Origin of the sequence: Microvirga sp. BSC39 (genome assembly GCF_000739015.1) — a bacterium.
Lineage (GTDB): Bacteria > Pseudomonadota > Alphaproteobacteria > Rhizobiales > Beijerinckiaceae > Microvirga.
In genome coordinates, this window is sequence record NZ_JPUG01000062.1 from 244,410 (window position 1) to 261,377 (window position 16,968).

General features: G+C 65.1%; 14 protein-coding genes. 6 read left to right on the forward strand and 8 right to left on the reverse strand.

The features are described 5' to 3' along the window. Positions 1–29 precede the first annotated feature (29 nt). Positions 30–572, forward strand: coding sequence for a thioesterase family protein (locus MA07_RS12365; RefSeq protein WP_036350942.1), 543 nt, complete (start codon positions 30–32; stop codon positions 570–572). Positions 573–632: 60 nt separating this feature from the next. On the opposite strand, the gene MA07_RS12370 is transcribed toward MA07_RS12365, so the two are convergent. Continuing rightward, entirely contained in the window at positions 633–917 is a 285-nt protein-coding gene (locus MA07_RS12370; RefSeq protein WP_036350944.1) for a hypothetical protein, read from the reverse strand. A gap of 149 nt (positions 918–1,066) precedes the next feature. Here MA07_RS12370 and MA07_RS12375 point away from each other — a divergent pair, with 149 nt between their 5' ends. Beyond that, the gene (locus MA07_RS12375; RefSeq protein ID WP_036350946.1) at positions 1,067–3,430 is read left to right on the forward strand and encodes a UvrD-helicase domain-containing protein; all 2,364 of its coding nucleotides are present in this window, start codon (positions 1,067–1,069) and stop codon (positions 3,428–3,430) included. Between the two features lie 253 nt (positions 3,431–3,683). On the opposite strand, the gene MA07_RS12380 is transcribed toward MA07_RS12375, so the two are convergent. Further along, positions 3,684–4,565 carry a manganese catalase family protein gene (locus MA07_RS12380; RefSeq protein ID WP_036350948.1) on the reverse strand — a complete coding sequence of 294 codons (882 nt, stop codon included), beginning with the start codon at positions 4,563–4,565 and terminating at the stop codon, positions 3,684–3,686. Between the two features lie 204 nt (positions 4,566–4,769). Between MA07_RS12380 and MA07_RS12385 the strand changes: the two genes are divergently transcribed. Then, the gene (locus tag MA07_RS12385) at positions 4,770–6,041 is read left to right on the forward strand and encodes a cyclopropane-fatty-acyl-phospholipid synthase family protein (RefSeq protein ID WP_036350950.1); all 1,272 of its coding nucleotides are present in this window, start codon (positions 4,770–4,772) and stop codon (positions 6,039–6,041) included. A 32-nt stretch (positions 6,042–6,073) separates the two neighbouring features. On the opposite strand, the gene MA07_RS12390 is transcribed toward MA07_RS12385, so the two are convergent. Further along, positions 6,074–6,991, reverse strand: coding sequence for a PhnA-like protein (locus MA07_RS12390; protein WP_036350952.1), 918 nt, complete (start codon positions 6,989–6,991; stop codon positions 6,074–6,076). 318 nt (positions 6,992–7,309) lie between these two features. On the opposite strand from MA07_RS12390, the gene MA07_RS12395 reads away from it, so the two are divergent. Further along, positions 7,310–8,230, forward strand: coding sequence for a 50S ribosomal protein L11 methyltransferase (locus MA07_RS12395; protein WP_036350954.1), 921 nt, complete (start codon positions 7,310–7,312; stop codon positions 8,228–8,230). Positions 8,231–8,370: 140 nt separating this feature from the next. On the opposite strand, the gene MA07_RS12400 is transcribed toward MA07_RS12395, so the two are convergent. Next, the gene (locus tag MA07_RS12400; protein WP_036350955.1) at positions 8,371–8,595 is read right to left on the reverse strand and encodes a hypothetical protein; all 225 of its coding nucleotides are present in this window, start codon (positions 8,593–8,595) and stop codon (positions 8,371–8,373) included. A gap of 406 nt (positions 8,596–9,001) precedes the next feature. Between MA07_RS12400 and MA07_RS12405 the strand changes: the two genes are divergently transcribed. Next, on the forward strand, positions 9,002–10,822 hold the full coding sequence (locus MA07_RS12405) for an aminopeptidase P family protein (protein WP_036350957.1): 1,821 nt from the start codon (positions 9,002–9,004) through the stop codon (positions 10,820–10,822). Positions 10,823–10,884: 62 nt separating this feature from the next. Here the strand turns inward: MA07_RS12405 and MA07_RS12410 are convergent, their stop codons facing one another. From MA07_RS12410 to ligA, 4 genes are all read right to left on the reverse strand, one after another. After that, a complete protein-coding gene (locus tag MA07_RS12410) occupies positions 10,885–11,184 on the reverse strand; it encodes an AzlD domain-containing protein (protein WP_036350959.1) in 300 nt (99 codons plus the stop codon). Beyond that, positions 11,181–11,891, reverse strand: coding sequence for an AzlC family ABC transporter permease (locus tag MA07_RS12415; RefSeq protein WP_036350961.1), 711 nt, complete (start codon positions 11,889–11,891; stop codon positions 11,181–11,183). The genes MA07_RS12410 and MA07_RS12415 overlap by 4 nt, the downstream gene beginning before the upstream one ends. A 126-nt stretch (positions 11,892–12,017) precedes the next feature. Beyond that, positions 12,018–12,884: an AraC family transcriptional regulator gene (locus MA07_RS12420; RefSeq protein WP_036351341.1), complete on the reverse strand. Its 867-nt coding sequence runs from the start codon at positions 12,882–12,884 to the stop codon at positions 12,018–12,020. Between the two features lie 46 nt (positions 12,885–12,930). Beyond that, entirely contained in the window at positions 12,931–15,087 is a 2,157-nt protein-coding gene (ligA, locus tag MA07_RS12425) for an NAD-dependent DNA ligase LigA (RefSeq protein ID WP_036351343.1), read from the reverse strand. An 825-nt stretch (positions 15,088–15,912) separates the two neighbouring features. Between ligA and MA07_RS12430 the strand changes: the two genes are divergently transcribed. Continuing rightward, the gene (locus tag MA07_RS12430; RefSeq protein ID WP_036350964.1) at positions 15,913–16,950 is read left to right on the forward strand and encodes an NAD-dependent epimerase/dehydratase family protein; all 1,038 of its coding nucleotides are present in this window, start codon (positions 15,913–15,915) and stop codon (positions 16,948–16,950) included. Positions 16,951–16,968: the final 18 nt, after the last annotated feature.

Below are 16,968 nucleotides of genomic sequence, written 5' to 3' on the forward strand. Positions count from 1 at the left end.
CTGAGAAGCACCGAGGGACAAGACTGATCATGGAGAAGCGAACTCCCGTCTTTTTCTTCGCACCCTTCGTGTCCTCCACGATGCGGGTCGAGCCCGCTTGGATCGACTACAACGGCCATATGAACATGGCCTATTACCATGTGCTCTTCGACCGGGCGGTGGAGGAGGGCTTCAGCCTCGTCGGCTTGGGCCACGACTACCTGGAGAAGCGCAAGGCCTCCTTCTTCGCGGCCGAGATCCACACGGCCTACAAGCGAGAGCTGAAGATGCACGACAGCGTGCGCGTCACGCTCCAGCTGGTCGATTTCGACGAGAAGCGCATCCACTACTACATGGAAATCCGCCATGCGGGCGAAGGCTGGGTCGCCGCCACCATGGAGGGACTGTCTCTTCACGTGGAGATGGAGACCCGGAGGGTCAGCCCCTTCCCGGACGACATCATGGCCAATCTCACCGTGATGAAGACCACCCATGCCCGCCTGCCCCGGCCATCGGCCTTGGGGCGCGTGATCGGCATTCCGCATAAGGCAGAGGTTCAGGAGGCTCTGTCAGCCTCGGGCACCCGGCATTAGCGCAGGTAATGAGCATCGGATGAATCCCAAAAGTGCACATCCACTTTAGGGTCCGAGGCTCTAGCAGCTGATCGAGCCGCGCGGGCAGGCTCCGCGAGAAACAGGGGGCAGCGGACGGGGTGCAAAGAGGCGCTCCCGCTGGATGTCCTGGCGGATCTGGTTGTTGTCCATCCGGATCCGCTCCTCCAAGTTCAGCAGCTGCTGGTCCTGCCGGATTCGCCGGTTGATGTCCTTCGTGGCCCGCTCGGACGGGCTCACGCGGGGCAGGCGCGTCTGACCCTCCGCCGGCATGGATAGGGGCAGGACGAAGCTGGAGACGATGGCAAGAGCCACCATGAAACGCATGGCACATTCCTCTTCAGGCCAGTCATTCCCATATGGGAATGAGGCCTCCCGTCAACAATGACGGTTCAGGTTTGGAGTTCACGCCTGCGGCAGGAGCGACAGGCATTCCGGGCTCGACGCCGTTCGCCTTTTGATCCATGGTCCCGCGGATGAATCAGTCCGATCCCAGACCCGATCCGCAGGACAGCCTGGCCCATGAGCCGGCGTCCGGCTCGCTGAGCGCCCGCGCCCGTGCGGCGGTCGCGCCGCAATCCCCTTATCTGAACGGCCTGAACCCGGAACAGCGCGCCGCCGTGGAGGCGACCGAGGGCCCGGTTCTCGTGCTGGCCGGCGCCGGCACCGGCAAGACCCGCGTGCTGACGACCCGGATCGCCCACCTGATCGCTACCGGAAAAGCCTACCCGTCCCAGATCCTGTCCGTGACCTTCACCAACAAGGCCGCACGGGAGATGCGCGAGCGCATCACGGCCGTCATCGGCCCGGTGGCCGAGGGCATGCAGTGGCTCGGCACGTTCCATTCCATCGGCACCAAGATCCTGCGCCGCCATGCGGAGCTCGTGGGCCTGCGCTCCGACTTCACGATCCTAGGGACGGACGACCAGCTTCGCCTGATGAAGCAGGTGATCGAGATCGAGGGCATCGACGAGAAGCGCTGGCCGGCCCGGCAGCTCGCCGGCCACATCGACGGCTGGAAGAACCGGGGCCTTGGACCCGATCAGGTGCCGGCCGGCGAAGCCGGAGCGTTTGCCAACGGCAAGGGCGGCCGGCTCTACCGGGCCTACCAGGAACGCCTCAAGACTCTGAACGCCGTCGACTTCGGCGACCTCCTGCTCGAATGCCTGCGCCTGTGGCGCGAGCACCCGGACATTCTGGAGCAGTACCAGAACCGCTTCCGCTACATGCTGGTGGACGAGTACCAGGACACCAACGTCGCCCAGTATCTCTGGCTGCGGCTTCTCGCCCAGGCACGCAAGAACCTGTGCTGCGTCGGCGATGACGACCAGTCGATCTATGGCTGGCGCGGCGCCGAGGTCGACAACATCCTGCGCTTCGAGCACGACTTCCCGGGCGCGACCGTGATCCGCCTGGAGCGCAACTACCGCTCCACCGGCCACATCCTCTCCGCGGCCTCGGGCCTCATCGCCAAGAACCAGGGCCGCCTCGGCAAGACGCTTCGCACCGAGGACGAGCCCGGCGAGAAGGTGACGATCACCGGCGCCTGGGATTCCGAGGACGAGGCCCGGCTGATCGGCGAGGAGATCGAGGCGCTGCACGCCAAGAAGCATCCGCTCTCCGAGATCGCCATTCTGGTGCGCATCTCGGCGCAGATGCGCGAGATCGAAGACCGGCTGGTGACACTCGGTGTGCCCTATCGCGTCATCGGCGGCCCGCGCTTCTACGAGCGCGCGGAAATCCGCGATGCGCTCGCTTACTTGCGCGTGGTGAACCAGCCCGCAGACGACCTCGCCTTCGAGCGCATCGTGAACACGCCGAAGCGCGGCCTGGGCGATGCGACGATTCAGGTGCTGCACAATCATGCGCGCGCGGCCCGCGTGCCGCTGATGGAGGCGGCGCGGTTCATTGTCGAAACCGACGAGTTGAAGCCGAAGCCCCGCGGCACCCTGCGCGATCTGCTCATCTCCTTCGGGCGATGGGCGAAGTTGTCCGAGACCATGTCTCAGTCCGAAGTTGCCCAGACGGTGCTGGAGGAATCCGGCTACACGGACATGTGGCAGAAGGACAAATCGGCGGATGCTGCGGGACGGCTGGAAAACCTCAAGGAGCTCGTGCGCTCCATGGAGGAATTTCCGGACCTGCAGAGCTTCCTCGAACACGTATCGCTCGTCATGGAAGCGAACGAATCCGACACCGTCGAACGGGTGAGCCTGATGACGCTCCATGCGGCGAAGGGGCTGGAATTCGACACCGTGTTCCTGCCCGGCTGGGAGGAAGGCCTCTTTCCGAACCAGCGCGCCCTCGACGAGAGCGGCCGTGCCGGCCTGGAGGAAGAGCGCCGTCTCGCCCATGTGGGCCTCACCCGGGCCCGGCGCCGGGCAAAGATCTTCTTCGCCTCCAACCGGCGCATTCATGGCTTGTGGAACTCGACGGTGCCGAGTCGCTTCGTCGACGACCTGCCTGAATCGAACGTGGAGATTGCCGAGGCTCCGGCCAACTTCTCCTATGGCGGGTCTCGCTTCGACCGCATGCAGCCCTTCAGCGGCTCGTCCTACCAGACCCCTGGCTGGCAACGCGCCCAAGCCCATCGCGCAACAACCGACGACGGGGGCTACTCCGCTCGTCGTTCCGGCGAACGGCGTGGGTCCATGCTGATCGAGGGCGAACTGGTGGCGAAATCCACCGGCGGCTCGGGCTTCAAGCTCGGCGGACGCGTCCTGCACACCAAGTTCGGTCCCGGCACCATCGAGGCCGTGGACGGCAACAAGCTCACGGTCGAGTTCGACAAGGCCGGGCGGAAGATGGTGCTCGACAGTTTCGTGGAAGCGTTGGGCTGAGACACGACACACCTCGATTGTCATTCCGGGGCGAGCGCCAGCGAGAGCCCGACCCGAAGGGCCGCGTCGAAGGCGTGGAAATCCATAAACACGACGTCTCAGGAACGAGCAGCATTGCGCCTCTTCTTCCATTGTTGGCGGTTATAGATTCCGGGCTCGGCTCTTGCGAGCCGCCCCCGGAATGACAGTGGAGCGCATAAATGCAGATGGCCGGGGCAAGCCCGGCCATGACGTGATGTAGAAATCGAAGCGACTACTCAGCCGCAGCAGGCGGTACGGGAGCCGGCGGCGTGCCGTAGGTGCGGGGATCGACCGGGTTGAGGTTGCCCTCGTCCTCCGTGTAGGCCGGCGGGCGATCGATGTAGGTGAAGGTGCCCTTTCCGTCCGGGGCAGGTCCTTGAGCCCAGCGGCCCTGCTCGCTTTCCGTGCCTTCCGAGTGGTTGAGGAACTGGTAGGCGACTTCGCTCTTCTCCAGCTCCTGCGGGAAGTTCGACGGACAGGGCGTCATCTCAAGGCCGTCCTCTTCCAACTCGCGGATGGCAGCCAGCCACTGGTTCTGGTGCATGGTGTCTCGCGCGATGAGGAACGAGAGCATGTCGCGCACGCCCGTATCATTGGTCAGGTTGTAGAGACGGGCAACCTGCAAGCGGCCCTGGCTTTCCGCCGTCACGTTGAAGCGGAAGTCGGCCAGCAGATTGCCGCTCGCCGTCATGAAGCCGGCGTTCCAGAGATTGCCCGAGCTGTCGACCGGACGGGAGCCGGAACCGGCCACGATGACATGCTGCGGGTTCATACCCGCCATGATGGCATCCTCGACCCGCGCCCCGCCCATGATGGCGCCAACGAGGGAGTTCTGAGCCGCTCCTTCCTGAGTCTCGACAGGTGAGGTTTCGAGCAGGCGCGCGATCATGGTGGCGAGCATCTCGACATGGCCGATCTCCTCGGTGCCAATATCCATGATCATGTCCTTGTACTTCTGCGGCCCTCGGCAGTTCCAGCCCTGGAACAGATAGGTCATCATCACGCTGATCTCGCCCCATTGTCCGCCGAGGGGCTCCTGCAGCATCTTGGCGAAGTTCGGATCGGGTTTCTCGGGCTTGGCGTGATACGCCATCTGCTTCTGGCGGAAGAACATCGGCTGCTCCTGTCTGGTGGATCGAGTAGCGACTCTCAGCCCCGCAAGAGTCAGCCTTCCAACCGGAGCGTCTCCCGGTTGTTCCCAAATTAGGCTGTTTGTCCTGTACTTTAGACGAGTTCTGATCTGGCTTTTCTCCCCTCTAGCCACCCGCCCGCAACTGTGGAACCATCCGGCCCCGACGAATGACCGCGAGAGGTGCCGATGTTCCCCCTGTCCAACATGCTGAGATCCTTCATCCGCGCCGGAACCCTGAAGGTGATCGATGCAGAGGGCGGCACCCATACCTTCGGCGGGGAAAAGCCAGGACCGAGCGTCACCATGCGACTGACGGACCGGTCGCTCTATCACAAGCTCTTCCTCAATCCGGAACTGCACGCTGGCGAAGCCTACATGGATGGCCGGATGAGCTTCGAGGAAGGCTCGAGCCTGCGGGACTTCCTGAACCTGTTCTCGATGAACCGCTCATCCCTGGCGAGTTACCCGCTGCAGAGCGTGCTCAAGCGCATCTCGCGCGGGGTGAAGCGCTTCCAGCAGGCGAACCCCGTGGGCAAGGCGCAACAGAACGTGGCGCACCACTACGATCTGGGGAACGACTTCTACAAGCTCTTCCTCGACAAGGGCATGCAGTATTCCTGCGCCTATTTCGTCGACGATGATGAAACCCTCGAAGAGGCACAGCAGAACAAGCTGCGGCTGATCGCGTCGAAGCTCCGGCTGAAGCCTGGCATGAGGGTGCTCGACATCGGCAGCGGCTGGGGCGACCTCGCGCTATATCTCGCGGCCATGGAGGATGTGGACGTCACCGGCGTCACACTGTCCAAGGAACAGCATGAACTCTCCAACGAGAAGGCGCGGCGCGCGGGCCTGTCGGATCGTGTGCGCTTCGAGCTTCTCGACTACCGCAAGGTGGACAGAAAGTTCGACCGCATCGTCTCAGTGGGCATGTTCGAGCATGTGGGCGTGCATCATTACGGCGAGTTCTTCGCCAAGATCAACGCGCTGCTCGACGATGACGGGCTGATGGTGCTGCATTCCATCGGCAAGATGAGCCCTCACGGCACGGCAAGCCCATGGCTCAGGAAATACATCTTCCCCGGCGCCTACTCGCCTGCCCTCTCGGAGGTATTTCCCGTCGTCGAGCAGAACCAGCTCTGGGTGACGGATCTGGAATTCCTGCGCCTGCATTACGCGAAGACGCTCAACCATTGGCACCGTCGCTTCGAGGCCAACCGCGAGAAGATCGCCGCCATGTACGACGAGCGCTTCTGCAGGATGTTCGAGTTCTATCTCATCAGTGCCGAGACCATGTTCACCACCGGCAGCCAGCTGGTGTTCCACATGCAGCTTGCCCGCAAGCGCGATGCTGCACCGATCGTGCGCGACTACGTCACGGATGTGCAGCGTGAATACAAGGCGAAGGAGGCGGAGCGCCTCAAGGTTCTTGAGCCGGCAAGGGAGCTGACGCCGGTTTGAAGGATCGGCGTCAGCTCCATTTCAAGTCTCGATCAGCGTCGTTCGCCGGCGAGATGCCGCGACGTGATCGTCGGATCGACGGCACCTGAACGACCGCCGAACCAGCCCGCGAGAGCACCGACGATCAGACCGAGCGCACCGAGAAGTGCGGCAGTCGAGACACCCGTGGCAGCCGTGTCGGCCGCCTGCTTCGCGCGATCCAGGGTCTGGCGGTACTGCTGCTCGTACTGCGTGACCCGGTTTCGAGCTTCCTCGGGCGGAATGTTCTGCGCGCGCGCCAGAGCAGCTGTCGCACGCTCACGGGCCTGCTGGGCCTGCGCCTGATCGCCGGTCAGCATGGCACGCAGGCTCGAGATGGCCGTGTCCCGCAACTGGGCAGGATCGTTCCCGCCTGATGCATCACGCACTTGCTGCTCGATGGAGGCGAACGGATCCGGGTTCTGTGCCAGGGCCGGGGCTGCCGTCTGCACGGCCGTCCGGCCCAGGCCGCCCACAGCGCTGGACAGGGTGTTGTAGGCACCACCCAGCAGGCTGCCGAGGGTCGAGGTCAGCAGGTAGAAGATGATCAGAGTCGTTGCGGCCCAGGCAATCAGGCCATGAAACCCTGCCGTCGACTCCTTGGGACGTCCCGAGAGCCGGCCCGCCAGATAGCCGCCCGCGAAGGAGGCGATGATCCCTGACAGCGTCCACCAGATGCCGGCCGCGATGGAGAAGGTCGACGCCTGCGGGTTGTCGCCCGTTGCCGGATCGAGGGTCGCAACGCCGATGCCGATGCCAAGCATGTTGAGGATGAGCTGGGTCACCAGTGCCGTGACCACGCCGGCTAAGACCGCACCCCAGGAGATGCGGTTCAGCATGATGGTGCGTGCATCTTCGGCCGGAGTGACTGGAGACATGTGCGGCGCGTCTTTATCGCCAAGATTGCGAGGCGTCGCTGGGTGGTCCACCATGGTGTCCTCCTATGGCTGTCATGGCAAAGAGCAGCCCGTCGTGACACGGACTATTTTCACGCCCTTAACCAGAGGGTCAGCACATAGGTTCCATGTTTTTGCCATGAATCGAGAAGGCGGGGCGCGTTATCGCTTGAGCCAGGGTCTCGCAATCGCTGCTTTTACAAGCCATGCAGGCTGAAAATCCCCTGACGGGAAAAGTGCCGCGGCTGCCAAGCCGCCGAATAGCAGCTGACAAATGGGCCGCCTATGACGGTTCCAGCATTCCCGACCTTACAGACAGGTGACCTGCGCTCCGAGCAGTGATAAGGCGACCGCATGCTTGAAGGTCTGCACCCCAACCGCCCCACCCACGTCTTCCGCATCACCACGGACGAGCGCTCCGCACGCGCCATGACCGACATGATCGGCGAGATCTTCGATCCCGCCGAGACCGCCGTCGCGTCCTTCGAGACGGAGGACGACGGCCCCTGGATGCTGGAGGCCTATTTCGCGCACCAGCCCGATGAGGCGGCGATCCGCAGCCTGCTGCGGCCCATCGTGGGCGCCGAGGCCGACAAGGGTGTCTTCCTGCCCCTGGAGCAGAAGGATTGGGTGAAATCGTCGTTGGAGGGCCTCAAGCCGGTTCGCGCCGGGCGCATCTTCGTCCACGGCTCCCATGACCGCGAGCATCGCCTTCCCAGCGACATTGCCATCGAGATTGAGGCGGGCCTCGCCTTCGGCACCGGCCACCATGGCACCACCAAGGGCTGCCTGTTAGCCTTCGTGGATGAGCTGAAACTGCGCACGCCGCGCCATGTGCTCGATGTGGGCACCGGCACGGGCATTCTCGCGTTTGCTGCGGCGAAGGTTCTGAAGCGCCCCGTCGTGGCGGGCGATATCGACCCGGAGGCTGTGCGGGTGGCGCGGGAAAACGCGCGGCTCAACGGAATTGCGGCTTGGATGAAGCTCTATGTCGGCCCAGGCGTCCGCCATGCGGAGGCGGACCGTCCAGGACACTTCGACTTGGTCTTTGCCAACATCCTCGCCAAGCCCCTGCGGATGCTGGCGCCGGCACTGGCGCGGGTGGCGAGCGATGACGGGACGATCATTCTGTCGGGGCTTCTCTACCGCGACGTCCCTGGCGTTCTGTCAGCCTATGCGCACCAGGGCTGGTACCTGCAGCGCCGGTACAATCTGGACGGCTGGGCAGCCTTGGTCATGACGCGAGGCAGCGCGCGGGCGCTGCCTCAGCGATAATCCCTGTTACTCGGCCAGGACGCCCGGGTAACGCTTGGCGAGTTCGCGGCGGAGCTTGAGGGTCTCGGTCCAGACTTCGCGGATGGCCTTGAGGGCGGTGATGATGATCATTGTCTTATCTTTCTTCGCAAATGAAGTGATCAAAGCTTGAAGGGCAAATCGTCGGACTGGTCGAGGAACAGGGGCGAATGATCCTGCCGGCGGCCGAGATCGGACATGAGGGCCTCGTGGCGGCGCAGTTCCCGTGCGGCGCTCCGGGCGCGGCTCTCGATGAGAGCGTTCATCACGCGGGTCGCGACCTGCGAAAGCCTGGACGGGGCGGTCACAGGGGCGGCGAGGTGGGAGGAAAATACGGCTGCGGTCATGGGCTCATCTCCAACAGATCGGTGCTGAAACCCCTCAGCGCTCCTCCGTTCTTATGGTCAGGAACATAGGCCCTGTTCGACTTTGGTAGAAGTCATAGGATCACATGTGAGCCATGCACTGTCCGCAGAACGGCACTAACAATGATTAAGATCCAGTCATCTGACGCATAATGCTTAGGCAGTTCGCCCAGGGATGCGGCGCCCCTTTTTAGAAGCCGTTGGAGTTGCAGCCGCGCTCGCTCCGGTTTGGCGCATCGTGCGGAAAAGTGGTCCCGGTTTTCCGCTCAATGCGATGCGCCACTTCATAAACTGGAGCATCGGGTTGATCCCAAAAGTGGTTTCCACTTTTAGGCCCGATGCTCTAGCGTGCAGACCTCTCCATTTCCGATCTCCGGTGCTGCTTTCCATGGCTCAGTTCCAGTTCTTCGATGACACGACCTCCCCGGCCCAAGGCCCCAAGCATATCGCCAAGCTGCGGGATGAGATGGCCCGCCGGGGCTTCGACGGGTTCATGGTGCCCCGCTCCGACGAGCATCAGGGCGAGTACGTGCCGAAGAGCGCCGAACGCCTGGCATGGCTCACAGGCTTTACGGGCTCCGCCGGGACGGCCGTCATCCTCCAGAACAAGGCCGCTCTCGTGGTCGACGGACGCTACACGGTGCAGGCCGCCGAGCAGGTGGACACCTCCGTCATCACGCCGGTTCAGCTCGCCGACTTTACCCCCGAGGACTGGATTGCCGAGAACCTGCCGCAGGGCGGCACCTTCGCCTACGATCCCTGGCTGCATACCAGCGACGGTCTGAAGCGTCTGGAGCAGGCGGTCAGCCGGGCGGGCGGGCGGCTCGCCCCCGTCGACATGAACCTGGTCGACGTGATCTGGATCGACCGCCCGGCGCCTCCGCAGGCACCGGTGCGGCCGCATCCGCTCGACTATGCCGGCGAGACCGCGCCGGCGAAGCTCGAGCGCATCCGCCGCAAGATGACGGAAGCCAAGATCGACGCCCTCGTCATCTCCGACCCGCACAACCTCGCCTGGGCCTTCAACCTGCGCGGCGGCGATGTGGGGCATACGCCCCTGCCGCTGGGCTATGCCATCCTGCCTCGCGAGGGCCGCGCGAGCCTGTTCTTCGATCCCGCGAAGGTGACGAACGAGGCCGGCGACGCGGTCGGCGATCTCGCGGCGTTCGCGCCGATCAGCGGCTTCCAGGGCGCCCTCGACGAGCTGGGGCAAACGGGCGGCAAGATCCGCATCGATTCCGCCACCGGCGCCGTCGCCCTGATCCGCCGCATCGAGGCAGCGGGCGGCAAGGTGGATGTGGGGGCCGATCCGATCGCTCTCATGAAGGCCGTCAAGAACGAGGCCGAGATCGCAGGCTCGCACGCGGCACATCTGCGCGACGGCGTGGCGGTGGCCCGCTTCCTCGCCTGGCTCGACCGCGAGGCGCTCTCGGGCAAGCTGACCGAGATCGACGCGGTGGAGGCCCTGGAGGCGTTCCGCGTCGAGACGGGCGCGCTGAAGAACATCTCGTTCCCGAGCATTTCCGGCGCAGGCCCCAATGCCGCCCTGCCCCACTACCGCGTGACGAGTTCGAGCAACCGCTCCATCGAGCGCAACCAGATTTTTCTCATCGATTCCGGCGCGCAATACGAGGACGGCACTACGGACATCACGCGCACGATCATCGTGGGCGAGCCGACAGCGGAGATGAAGGACCGTTTCACCCGCGTGCTGAAAGGTCATATCGCCATCGCCCAGGCGGTGTTTCCGAAGGGCACGACCGGCGCGCAGATCGATGCCTTCGCGCGCAAGCCCCTGTGGGAGGCAGGCCTCGATTTCGATCATGGCACCGGCCACGGCATCGGCAGCTATCTCTCCGTGCATGAAGGCCCGCAGCGCATCGCCAAGACCGGCCACACGCCACTCGAGATCGGCATGATGCTGTCCAACGAGCCCGGCTTCTACAAGCCCGGCGCCTACGGCATCCGCATCGAGAACCTGATCCTCGTCGAGCCGCGCACGATCCCCGGCGGCGACCGCGAGATGATGGGATTCGAGACGCTGACCTTCACGCCCATCGATCTGCGCCTTGTTGAGCCTGCGATCATGACGGCGGACGAGATCGCATGGCTCAACGCGTATCATGCAGCTGTGCGCGAGAAGATCGGCCCGAAGCTCGATGCCGACACGCGGGCTTGGTTGGAGAACGCGACGCAGGCGATCGGCTAAAGAACAACCACTGTCACTCCGGGGCGCCGCAGGCGAGCCCGGAATGACATGGAGACGTTCAATCAAATCAGGTTCCGCAGCACCACGACGGCGACCACGCCGACCGCCACCGTGCCGAGCAGCGGGAGCCGGAATGCCGCCACCGCCGTGATGGCGGCGGCAATCGCTTCCGCCCATCCGGTGGTGAGCGCGGTCGGGGCGATCACGGCGACGAGCACGGCGGGTGGAATGGCGTCGAAGGCAGCCTTGGCGCGTCCCGTGAGCACGAGGCGGTCGGCCACGAACAGGCCTGCGATGCGCGTGAAATAGGTCACCACCGCCATGGCCAGGATGGCGATCAGGGTCGTCGTGTCGAGGGTCATGAGCGCGCCTCCTCGGGTGCTGCAAGATAGGCGGCCGCGATGCCCGCGAGGGCGCCCGACGCGACGTGCCAGGGCGCGCCGATGAAGTAGTGCACGAGGGCCGCGACAGCGGCGCTGGCGGCAACGGTGACAAGCGTCACGCGACTCTTCCCGAAGCCGGCCACGAGCCCGATGAACAAAGCCGTGAAGGCGAAGTCCGCGCCGATGCGCTCAGGGTCGCCGAGGAAGGAGCCGAGGATCGCACCGATCGTCGACGACAGCGTCCAGTTCGCCCACAGCACCACGGCCATGGCAAACCAGTAGGCGCCCGTCACGGGCCGCTCCAGGGCGCGGCGCTCGGACAGAGCCCAGGCCTCGTCGGTGAGGAAGAAATAGGCCAGCAGGGTCTGGACCCGCGACATGCGGACCTTCGGCGTGAGCGATGCGCCCATCAGCACGTGCCGCGCATTGATCAGCAACGTGGCGAAGGCCAGCGTCAGGATCGGCGCGGGACTGATCCAGGTCTCGATGGCGGCGAACTGCGCGCCGCCTGCAAAGACGAGCGCGGACATCAACATGACCTCGAGCGGCGTCATGCCTTTGGCGGCAGCCACCGCGCCGAACAGAAGCCCGATGGGAAGCGCCGCCACGGCCACCGGGGCGATGTCGCGCAGCCCTGCCTGGATGTCCCGGCGCGGTGTGGAGACGAAGGGGTTGGCCTGATCCATGACATTCCTCATTGTCCCGGCCTTATGCAGGACGAACATCTCGGCGTCTTGGATGAAAGTGCTGTTCTAGGACGTGGAGCATCGGATGGGTCCCAAAAGATGCAATCCACTTCTGGGTCCGATGCTCTAGGCAGTTCTATAAGCCCCCGGCGTCACGCCCATGCGGGCCTTGAACACCCGGTTGAGGTGGCTCTGGTCGAAGAACCCGCAGGCGGCCGCCACGTCGCCCGGGGCCTCGCCCTGCCCCAGCAGCCGGGTCGCGGCCCGGAAGCGGCGGTCGAGGAGATAGGCGTGCGGCGTCAGCCCGGTCTCCTTGGCGAAGGCGCGGATGAAATGGCTGCGCGACAGCCCCGCCAGGTGGGCGAGGCCCGCGAGATCCGCCTCCTCGCCGATATGGGCGTCGAGATAATCCCGCACCCGCAGGATGCCGGTCGATCCGTAGCGGACGCTCGGCAGCGCATCGAGATCGGCCCAGCGGGCGATCAGACGGCTCAGGAAGTCGATGAGCCGGGTGTCCTGCTCCATCTCGGAGGCCCAGCTGTCCTCCTGGCAGAGGCAGGCATGGAGCCGAACTTGAGCCTGGAACAGCTCGGGATCGTCGATGACGGAATGCCGGAACCAGGGCGGGCGGGAGAGCGGACGCCCTGCCACGTCCTCGGCGATCTCCTGCATCAGCTCCGGCGAGGGATAGAAGGTGCGGTACTCGAACCCGCCGCCATAGGGCTCGCCGTCATGGATCTCGTCGGGGCACACGACTGCCACGCAGCCTGCCGGAACATAGCGCTGCTCGCCGCGGTGGAAGAACGTCTCGCAGCCGGCCAGCACGGCCGCGATGGCATAGGTGTCGTGGCTGTGGCGGGCGTAGGCATGACGGCGGAAGGTCGCGCGCAGGCAGTCGAGGCCGCGATAGCGCGGCACCCGCCAGAAATGCGTTACGTCGCCCGCTCCGACCTGGGCAGGATCGAGCGAGACCTCCGGGGTGATCACCGTCATGGGCGCACCATGCCACATGAGGGCCTGCCTGTCTTGGACAGGAGTCTCACCCCCGCCCGACAAGGGCGAACCAGCCGTCCTCGTCCATGACCTGGAGGCCGAGCTCGGCCGCTTTGGCGAGCTTGGAGCCCGCGCCGGGGCCGGCCACCACGATGTCGGTTTTCTTCGACACGGAGCCCGCCACCTTGGCCCCGAGCCGCTCGGCCATGGCCTTGGCCTCCTCGCGGGTCATCTGCTCCAGCGAGCCGGTGAACACCACGGTCTTGCCGGCAACCGGGGAGTTCGTGGTGGCAGGAACCTCCATGGGCTCCGTGGTGACCTCGGCCAGCAGCGCATCGAGCATCTGCTCGTTGTGCTGCTCCTTGAAGAACTCGACGATGGCCTCCGCCACCACGGGCCCGATGCCCCCGATGGCGGTGATCTCCGCACGGGCTTCCGATGTCTCGTCGGATGCGGCCCTGGCGGTTTCGCGCAGATGCTCGAAGGTGCCGAAATGGCGCGCCAGCAGCCGCGCGGAGGTCTCGCCCACATGCGGGATGCCAAGCGCGAAGATGAAGCGATTGAGGGAGATGGAGCGGCGCGCCTGAATCGCGGCGAACAGGTTCTTCGCGCTCGTCTCGCCCCAGCCTTCCCGATTCTCCAGCCGCTTGAGGCTGCGCGCATTGCGCGCTTCAAGCGTGAAGATGTCCTGCGGGCGCTGGATCAGACCTTCCTCGTAGAACTCGTCGATGCGCTGAAGGCCGAGACCTTCGATGTCGAAGGCATTGCGCGACACGAAATGCTTCAGGCGCTCGCGGGCCTGCGCCGGGCAGATGAGGCCGCCGGTGCAGCGGCGCACGGCATCTTCCTTGCCGGTGCGCGGATTGACCTCGCGCACCGCGTGGCTGCCGCAGGCCGGGCATGTGGTGGGAAACTCGTAAGGCTTCGCATCGGCAGGGCGCTTCTCCAGCACCACGTCGAGCACTTTCGGGATCACGTCGCCGGCACGGTTGATGACGACCGTGTCGCCGATGCGGATGTCGACACCGCCCCGGATCTTCTCGCCGTTGCCGCCAATGCCCTTGATGTAATCCTCGTTGTGCAGGGTCGCGTTCGACACCACCACGCCGCCCACCGTGACGGGCTTCAGGCGGGCGATGGGATTGAGCGAGCCCGTGCGGCCCACATTGATCTCGATGCCTTCCAGCACCGTGACGGCCTTCTGGGCGGGAAACTTGTGCGCCAGCGCCCAGCGCGGCGAGCGCGACACGAAGCCGAGGCGCTGCTGCAGGCTCAAGGAATCGACCTTGTACACGACGCCGTCGATGTCGTAGCCGAGATTGGCGCGGTCGGTCTCGATGGCGTGGTAATGCTCCAGCAATTCCGCGATGCTCTCGCAGCGGCGCGTCAGCGGATTGACCGTGAGGCCGAAGCTCCTGAAGCACTCCATCATGCCGTGCTGCGTGTCCGCCGGCATGGCGCTCACCTCGCCCCAGGCATAGGCGAAGAAGCGCAAGGGGCGCGACGCGGTGATCGACGCATCGAGCTGGCGCAGGCTGCCCGCCGCCGCGTTGCGCGGGTTGGCGAAGAGCGCCTTGCCGGCCGCTTCCTGGCGCGCGTTGATGGCGGCGAAATCCTCGTGCGAGAGATAGACCTCGCCGCGCACCTCGAAGACCTCCGGAACGTTCGAGCCTTTCAGCCTGTGGGGAATGTCGCCCACCGTGCGGGCATTGTTGGTCACGTCCTCGCCGACCGCGCCGTCGCCGCGGGTGGCGGCGGAGACGAGCTTTCCGTTTTCGTAGCGCAGGCTGAGCGACAGCCCGTCGATCTTGGGCTCGGCCGTGAAAGCGAGTGGCGCATCGGCACCTAAATTGAGGAAGCGGCGGATGCGCTCGACGAACTCCTCCACCTCCTCGTCGGCAAAGCCGTTGGCGAGGGAGAGCATCGGCACGCGGTGCCGGATCTTGCCGAACTTCTCCGACACCTTGGAGCCGACCTTCTGGGTCAGGCTCTCAGGGCTTTTCAATTCGGGAAACTGGTCCTCCAACGCCTCGTAGCGCTTGCGCAGGGAATCGTATTCCGCATCCGAGACGCTGGGCGCATCCTCCTCGTAATAGCGCCGGTCATGCTCCGCGATCTCGGCGCCGAGCGCCTCGTGCTCGGCACGGGCTTCATCGGGCGTCAGGGTGTCGGCGGGCTTTGAGGAGGTGTTGCGTGGGGGCATGATCGAATCGGGTTTGAGGGTGCTTGAACCATAGCGCTCGGCGCTTGAGTCTCCAGGGCGGACCGCAGAGGTTTCACCGGTTTCCGGCATTCTCCACTCTCGTGATGACCCATTCCTTAAGGCTGTGCGGGGGCGCTCCCTCCCCGGTTCGGGGTGGCGGCTGTGGGCTTTGTCGTGGCTTGTCTCGTGCCCTTAAGGGAAGCGCGGGAGGCAAGGCTGCTTCGCTGCACTCCGGTGGAGCGGGCGAAGGATCGGGTCGGGACGGGAGTTCCGCCCGGACGGGAAGCACCTTGGCCTCCCGCGCACGGCTTTTCGACCCTGAGCCTCGCACTCCGGCGGGATCAGGGACGAACCCTCAGACCCGCTTCACGGCGCATCCTGTGCGCAGCCCTTGATGAAGATCCTCGGGCTGGCGAGGCTTGGAAGGCCGGCCCATGGCCCTGCCCGAACAGCAGCCATGCGCCTCATTCTCCACGCAGAGCCCTGGCGTATGGGACCAGCGTCTTGTCCCGCAGCGGCCAGAACCGCATCCCGCCTCCACAACCGACGCCTCGGGCGCGTCCCTCGCGAGGCAGGACGGCACCAGTTATAGCCAAGGTTAGGACGATTGTCAAGAACAAATGAAGAACAAAATCTCACCCCCACCGCGTCATGGCCGGGCTCGTCTCGGCCATCCACGTCTTCGCGCGGATGAACGCCGGGATCAGCGGAACAAGACCGATGATGACAGGTCCAGAGTATTCAGACCTGCCGTTGCGGAAGTTGACCTCTCGCGAGACCTCCACCCTCATAGGCGGGTTCTCAACGTGAGTCGGGATGCCTGCGATGGATGTGCTTGTGGTCGGCGGAACGGGATTCCTGGGTGGCGCCGTTGCGGATGCGGCGCTCGAGGCCGGCCACAGGGTGGCGATCTTCACCCGCGGCCAGACCGTCAATCCGGTGGTAGGAGCCGGGTTCGAGACGATCGTCGGTGACCGGCACAGCGACCTCTCAGCACTCCGAGGCCGCAGCTTCGACCTTGTGGTCGATACCTGCGCCTTCGCGCCCGACGCCGTGGCGAGCCTGCTCGACGCCCTGTCCCCGGCCATCGGCCGCTATGCGCTGGTGACGAGCGCTTCGGTCTATGCGGGTTTCGCCAAGCCCGGCCTGACGGAACAGGCGCCGACGAGCCGGGCAACGCCCGAGCAGATGGAGCTCGCGCGCTCGCTTTCCGTGGAGCAGCGCTCCAGCGCCGGATCGTACGGCACGGCCTACGGTCCGCTGAAACGGGAATGCGAACTGGTGGCGCTCGAACGTCTCGGCGACCGGGCGCTCGTTCTCCGGTCGGGCCTCCTGGTGGGAGCGGGTGATTATACGGACCGGCTGACCTATTGGGTGCGCCGCGCGGATCAGGGCGGCTCCATCCCGGCTCCCGGAGATCCGCAGCGGCTCGTCCAGCTCATCGATGTTCGCGATGCCGCGCGCTTCATCGTCGAGGGTGCCGAGAAGGGGTTGGGCGGTGTCTTCAACCTCACCGGTCGTCCCTTCCCGATGAGCACCCTCCTCGACTCGTGCCGCCAGGTCGCGGGATCGGATGCGCGGTTCGTCTGGTGCCCGGATGAAGCTGTTCTGGCTGCGGGCCTCGAGCCCTGGAGCGAGGTTCCCCTCTGGCTGCCGTATGCTGATGAGCCGTTCCGCCATTTTCTGGAGATCGATACGGAAAAGGCACTCGCCCATGGGCTTCAAACCCGGCCGTTGAGTGAAACGCTCGCGACCATTCTCGCCTGGGACAGGACCCGCCGTGCAACGCCCCTGAAGGCCGGGATGCCTCTCGAGAAGGAGGCTGCGCTGCTGGCGGCGGTCGAGGCAGAAGCAGCCGTGTGAACCTGCAGCGCCTTCCCA

Bases quoted from the DNA above. Each gene is read 5' to 3' on its own strand.
- MA07_RS12365 (WP_036350942.1), top strand. From the start codon at position 30: ATGGAGAAGCGAACTCCCGTCTTTTTCTTCGCACCCTTCGTGTCCTCC.
- MA07_RS12370 (WP_036350944.1), bottom strand. From the start codon at position 917: ATGCGTTTCATGGTGGCTCTTGCCATCGTCTCCAGCTTCGTCCTGCCC.
- MA07_RS12375 (WP_036350946.1), top strand. From the start codon at position 1,067: ATGAATCAGTCCGATCCCAGACCCGATCCGCAGGACAGCCTGGCCCAT.
- MA07_RS12380 (WP_036350948.1), bottom strand. From the start codon at position 4,565: ATGTTCTTCCGCCAGAAGCAGATGGCGTATCACGCCAAGCCCGAGAAA.
- MA07_RS12385 (WP_036350950.1), top strand. From the start codon at position 4,770: ATGTTCCCCCTGTCCAACATGCTGAGATCCTTCATCCGCGCCGGAACC.
- MA07_RS12390 (WP_036350952.1), bottom strand. From the start codon at position 6,991: ATGGTGGACCACCCAGCGACGCCTCGCAATCTTGGCGATAAAGACGCG.
- MA07_RS12395 (WP_036350954.1), top strand. From the start codon at position 7,310: ATGCTTGAAGGTCTGCACCCCAACCGCCCCACCCACGTCTTCCGCATC.
- MA07_RS12400 (WP_036350955.1), bottom strand. From the start codon at position 8,595: ATGACCGCAGCCGTATTTTCCTCCCACCTCGCCGCCCCTGTGACCGCC.
- MA07_RS12405 (WP_036350957.1), top strand. From the start codon at position 9,002: ATGGCTCAGTTCCAGTTCTTCGATGACACGACCTCCCCGGCCCAAGGC.
- MA07_RS12410 (WP_036350959.1), bottom strand. From the start codon at position 11,184: ATGACCCTCGACACGACGACCCTGATCGCCATCCTGGCCATGGCGGTG.
- MA07_RS12415 (WP_036350961.1), bottom strand. From the start codon at position 11,891: ATGGATCAGGCCAACCCCTTCGTCTCCACACCGCGCCGGGACATCCAG.
- MA07_RS12420 (WP_036351341.1), bottom strand. From the start codon at position 12,884: ATGACGGTGATCACCCCGGAGGTCTCGCTCGATCCTGCCCAGGTCGGA.
- ligA (WP_036351343.1), bottom strand. From the start codon at position 15,087: ATGCCCCCACGCAACACCTCCTCAAAGCCCGCCGACACCCTGACGCCC.
- MA07_RS12430 (WP_036350964.1), top strand. From the start codon at position 15,913: ATGGATGTGCTTGTGGTCGGCGGAACGGGATTCCTGGGTGGCGCCGTT.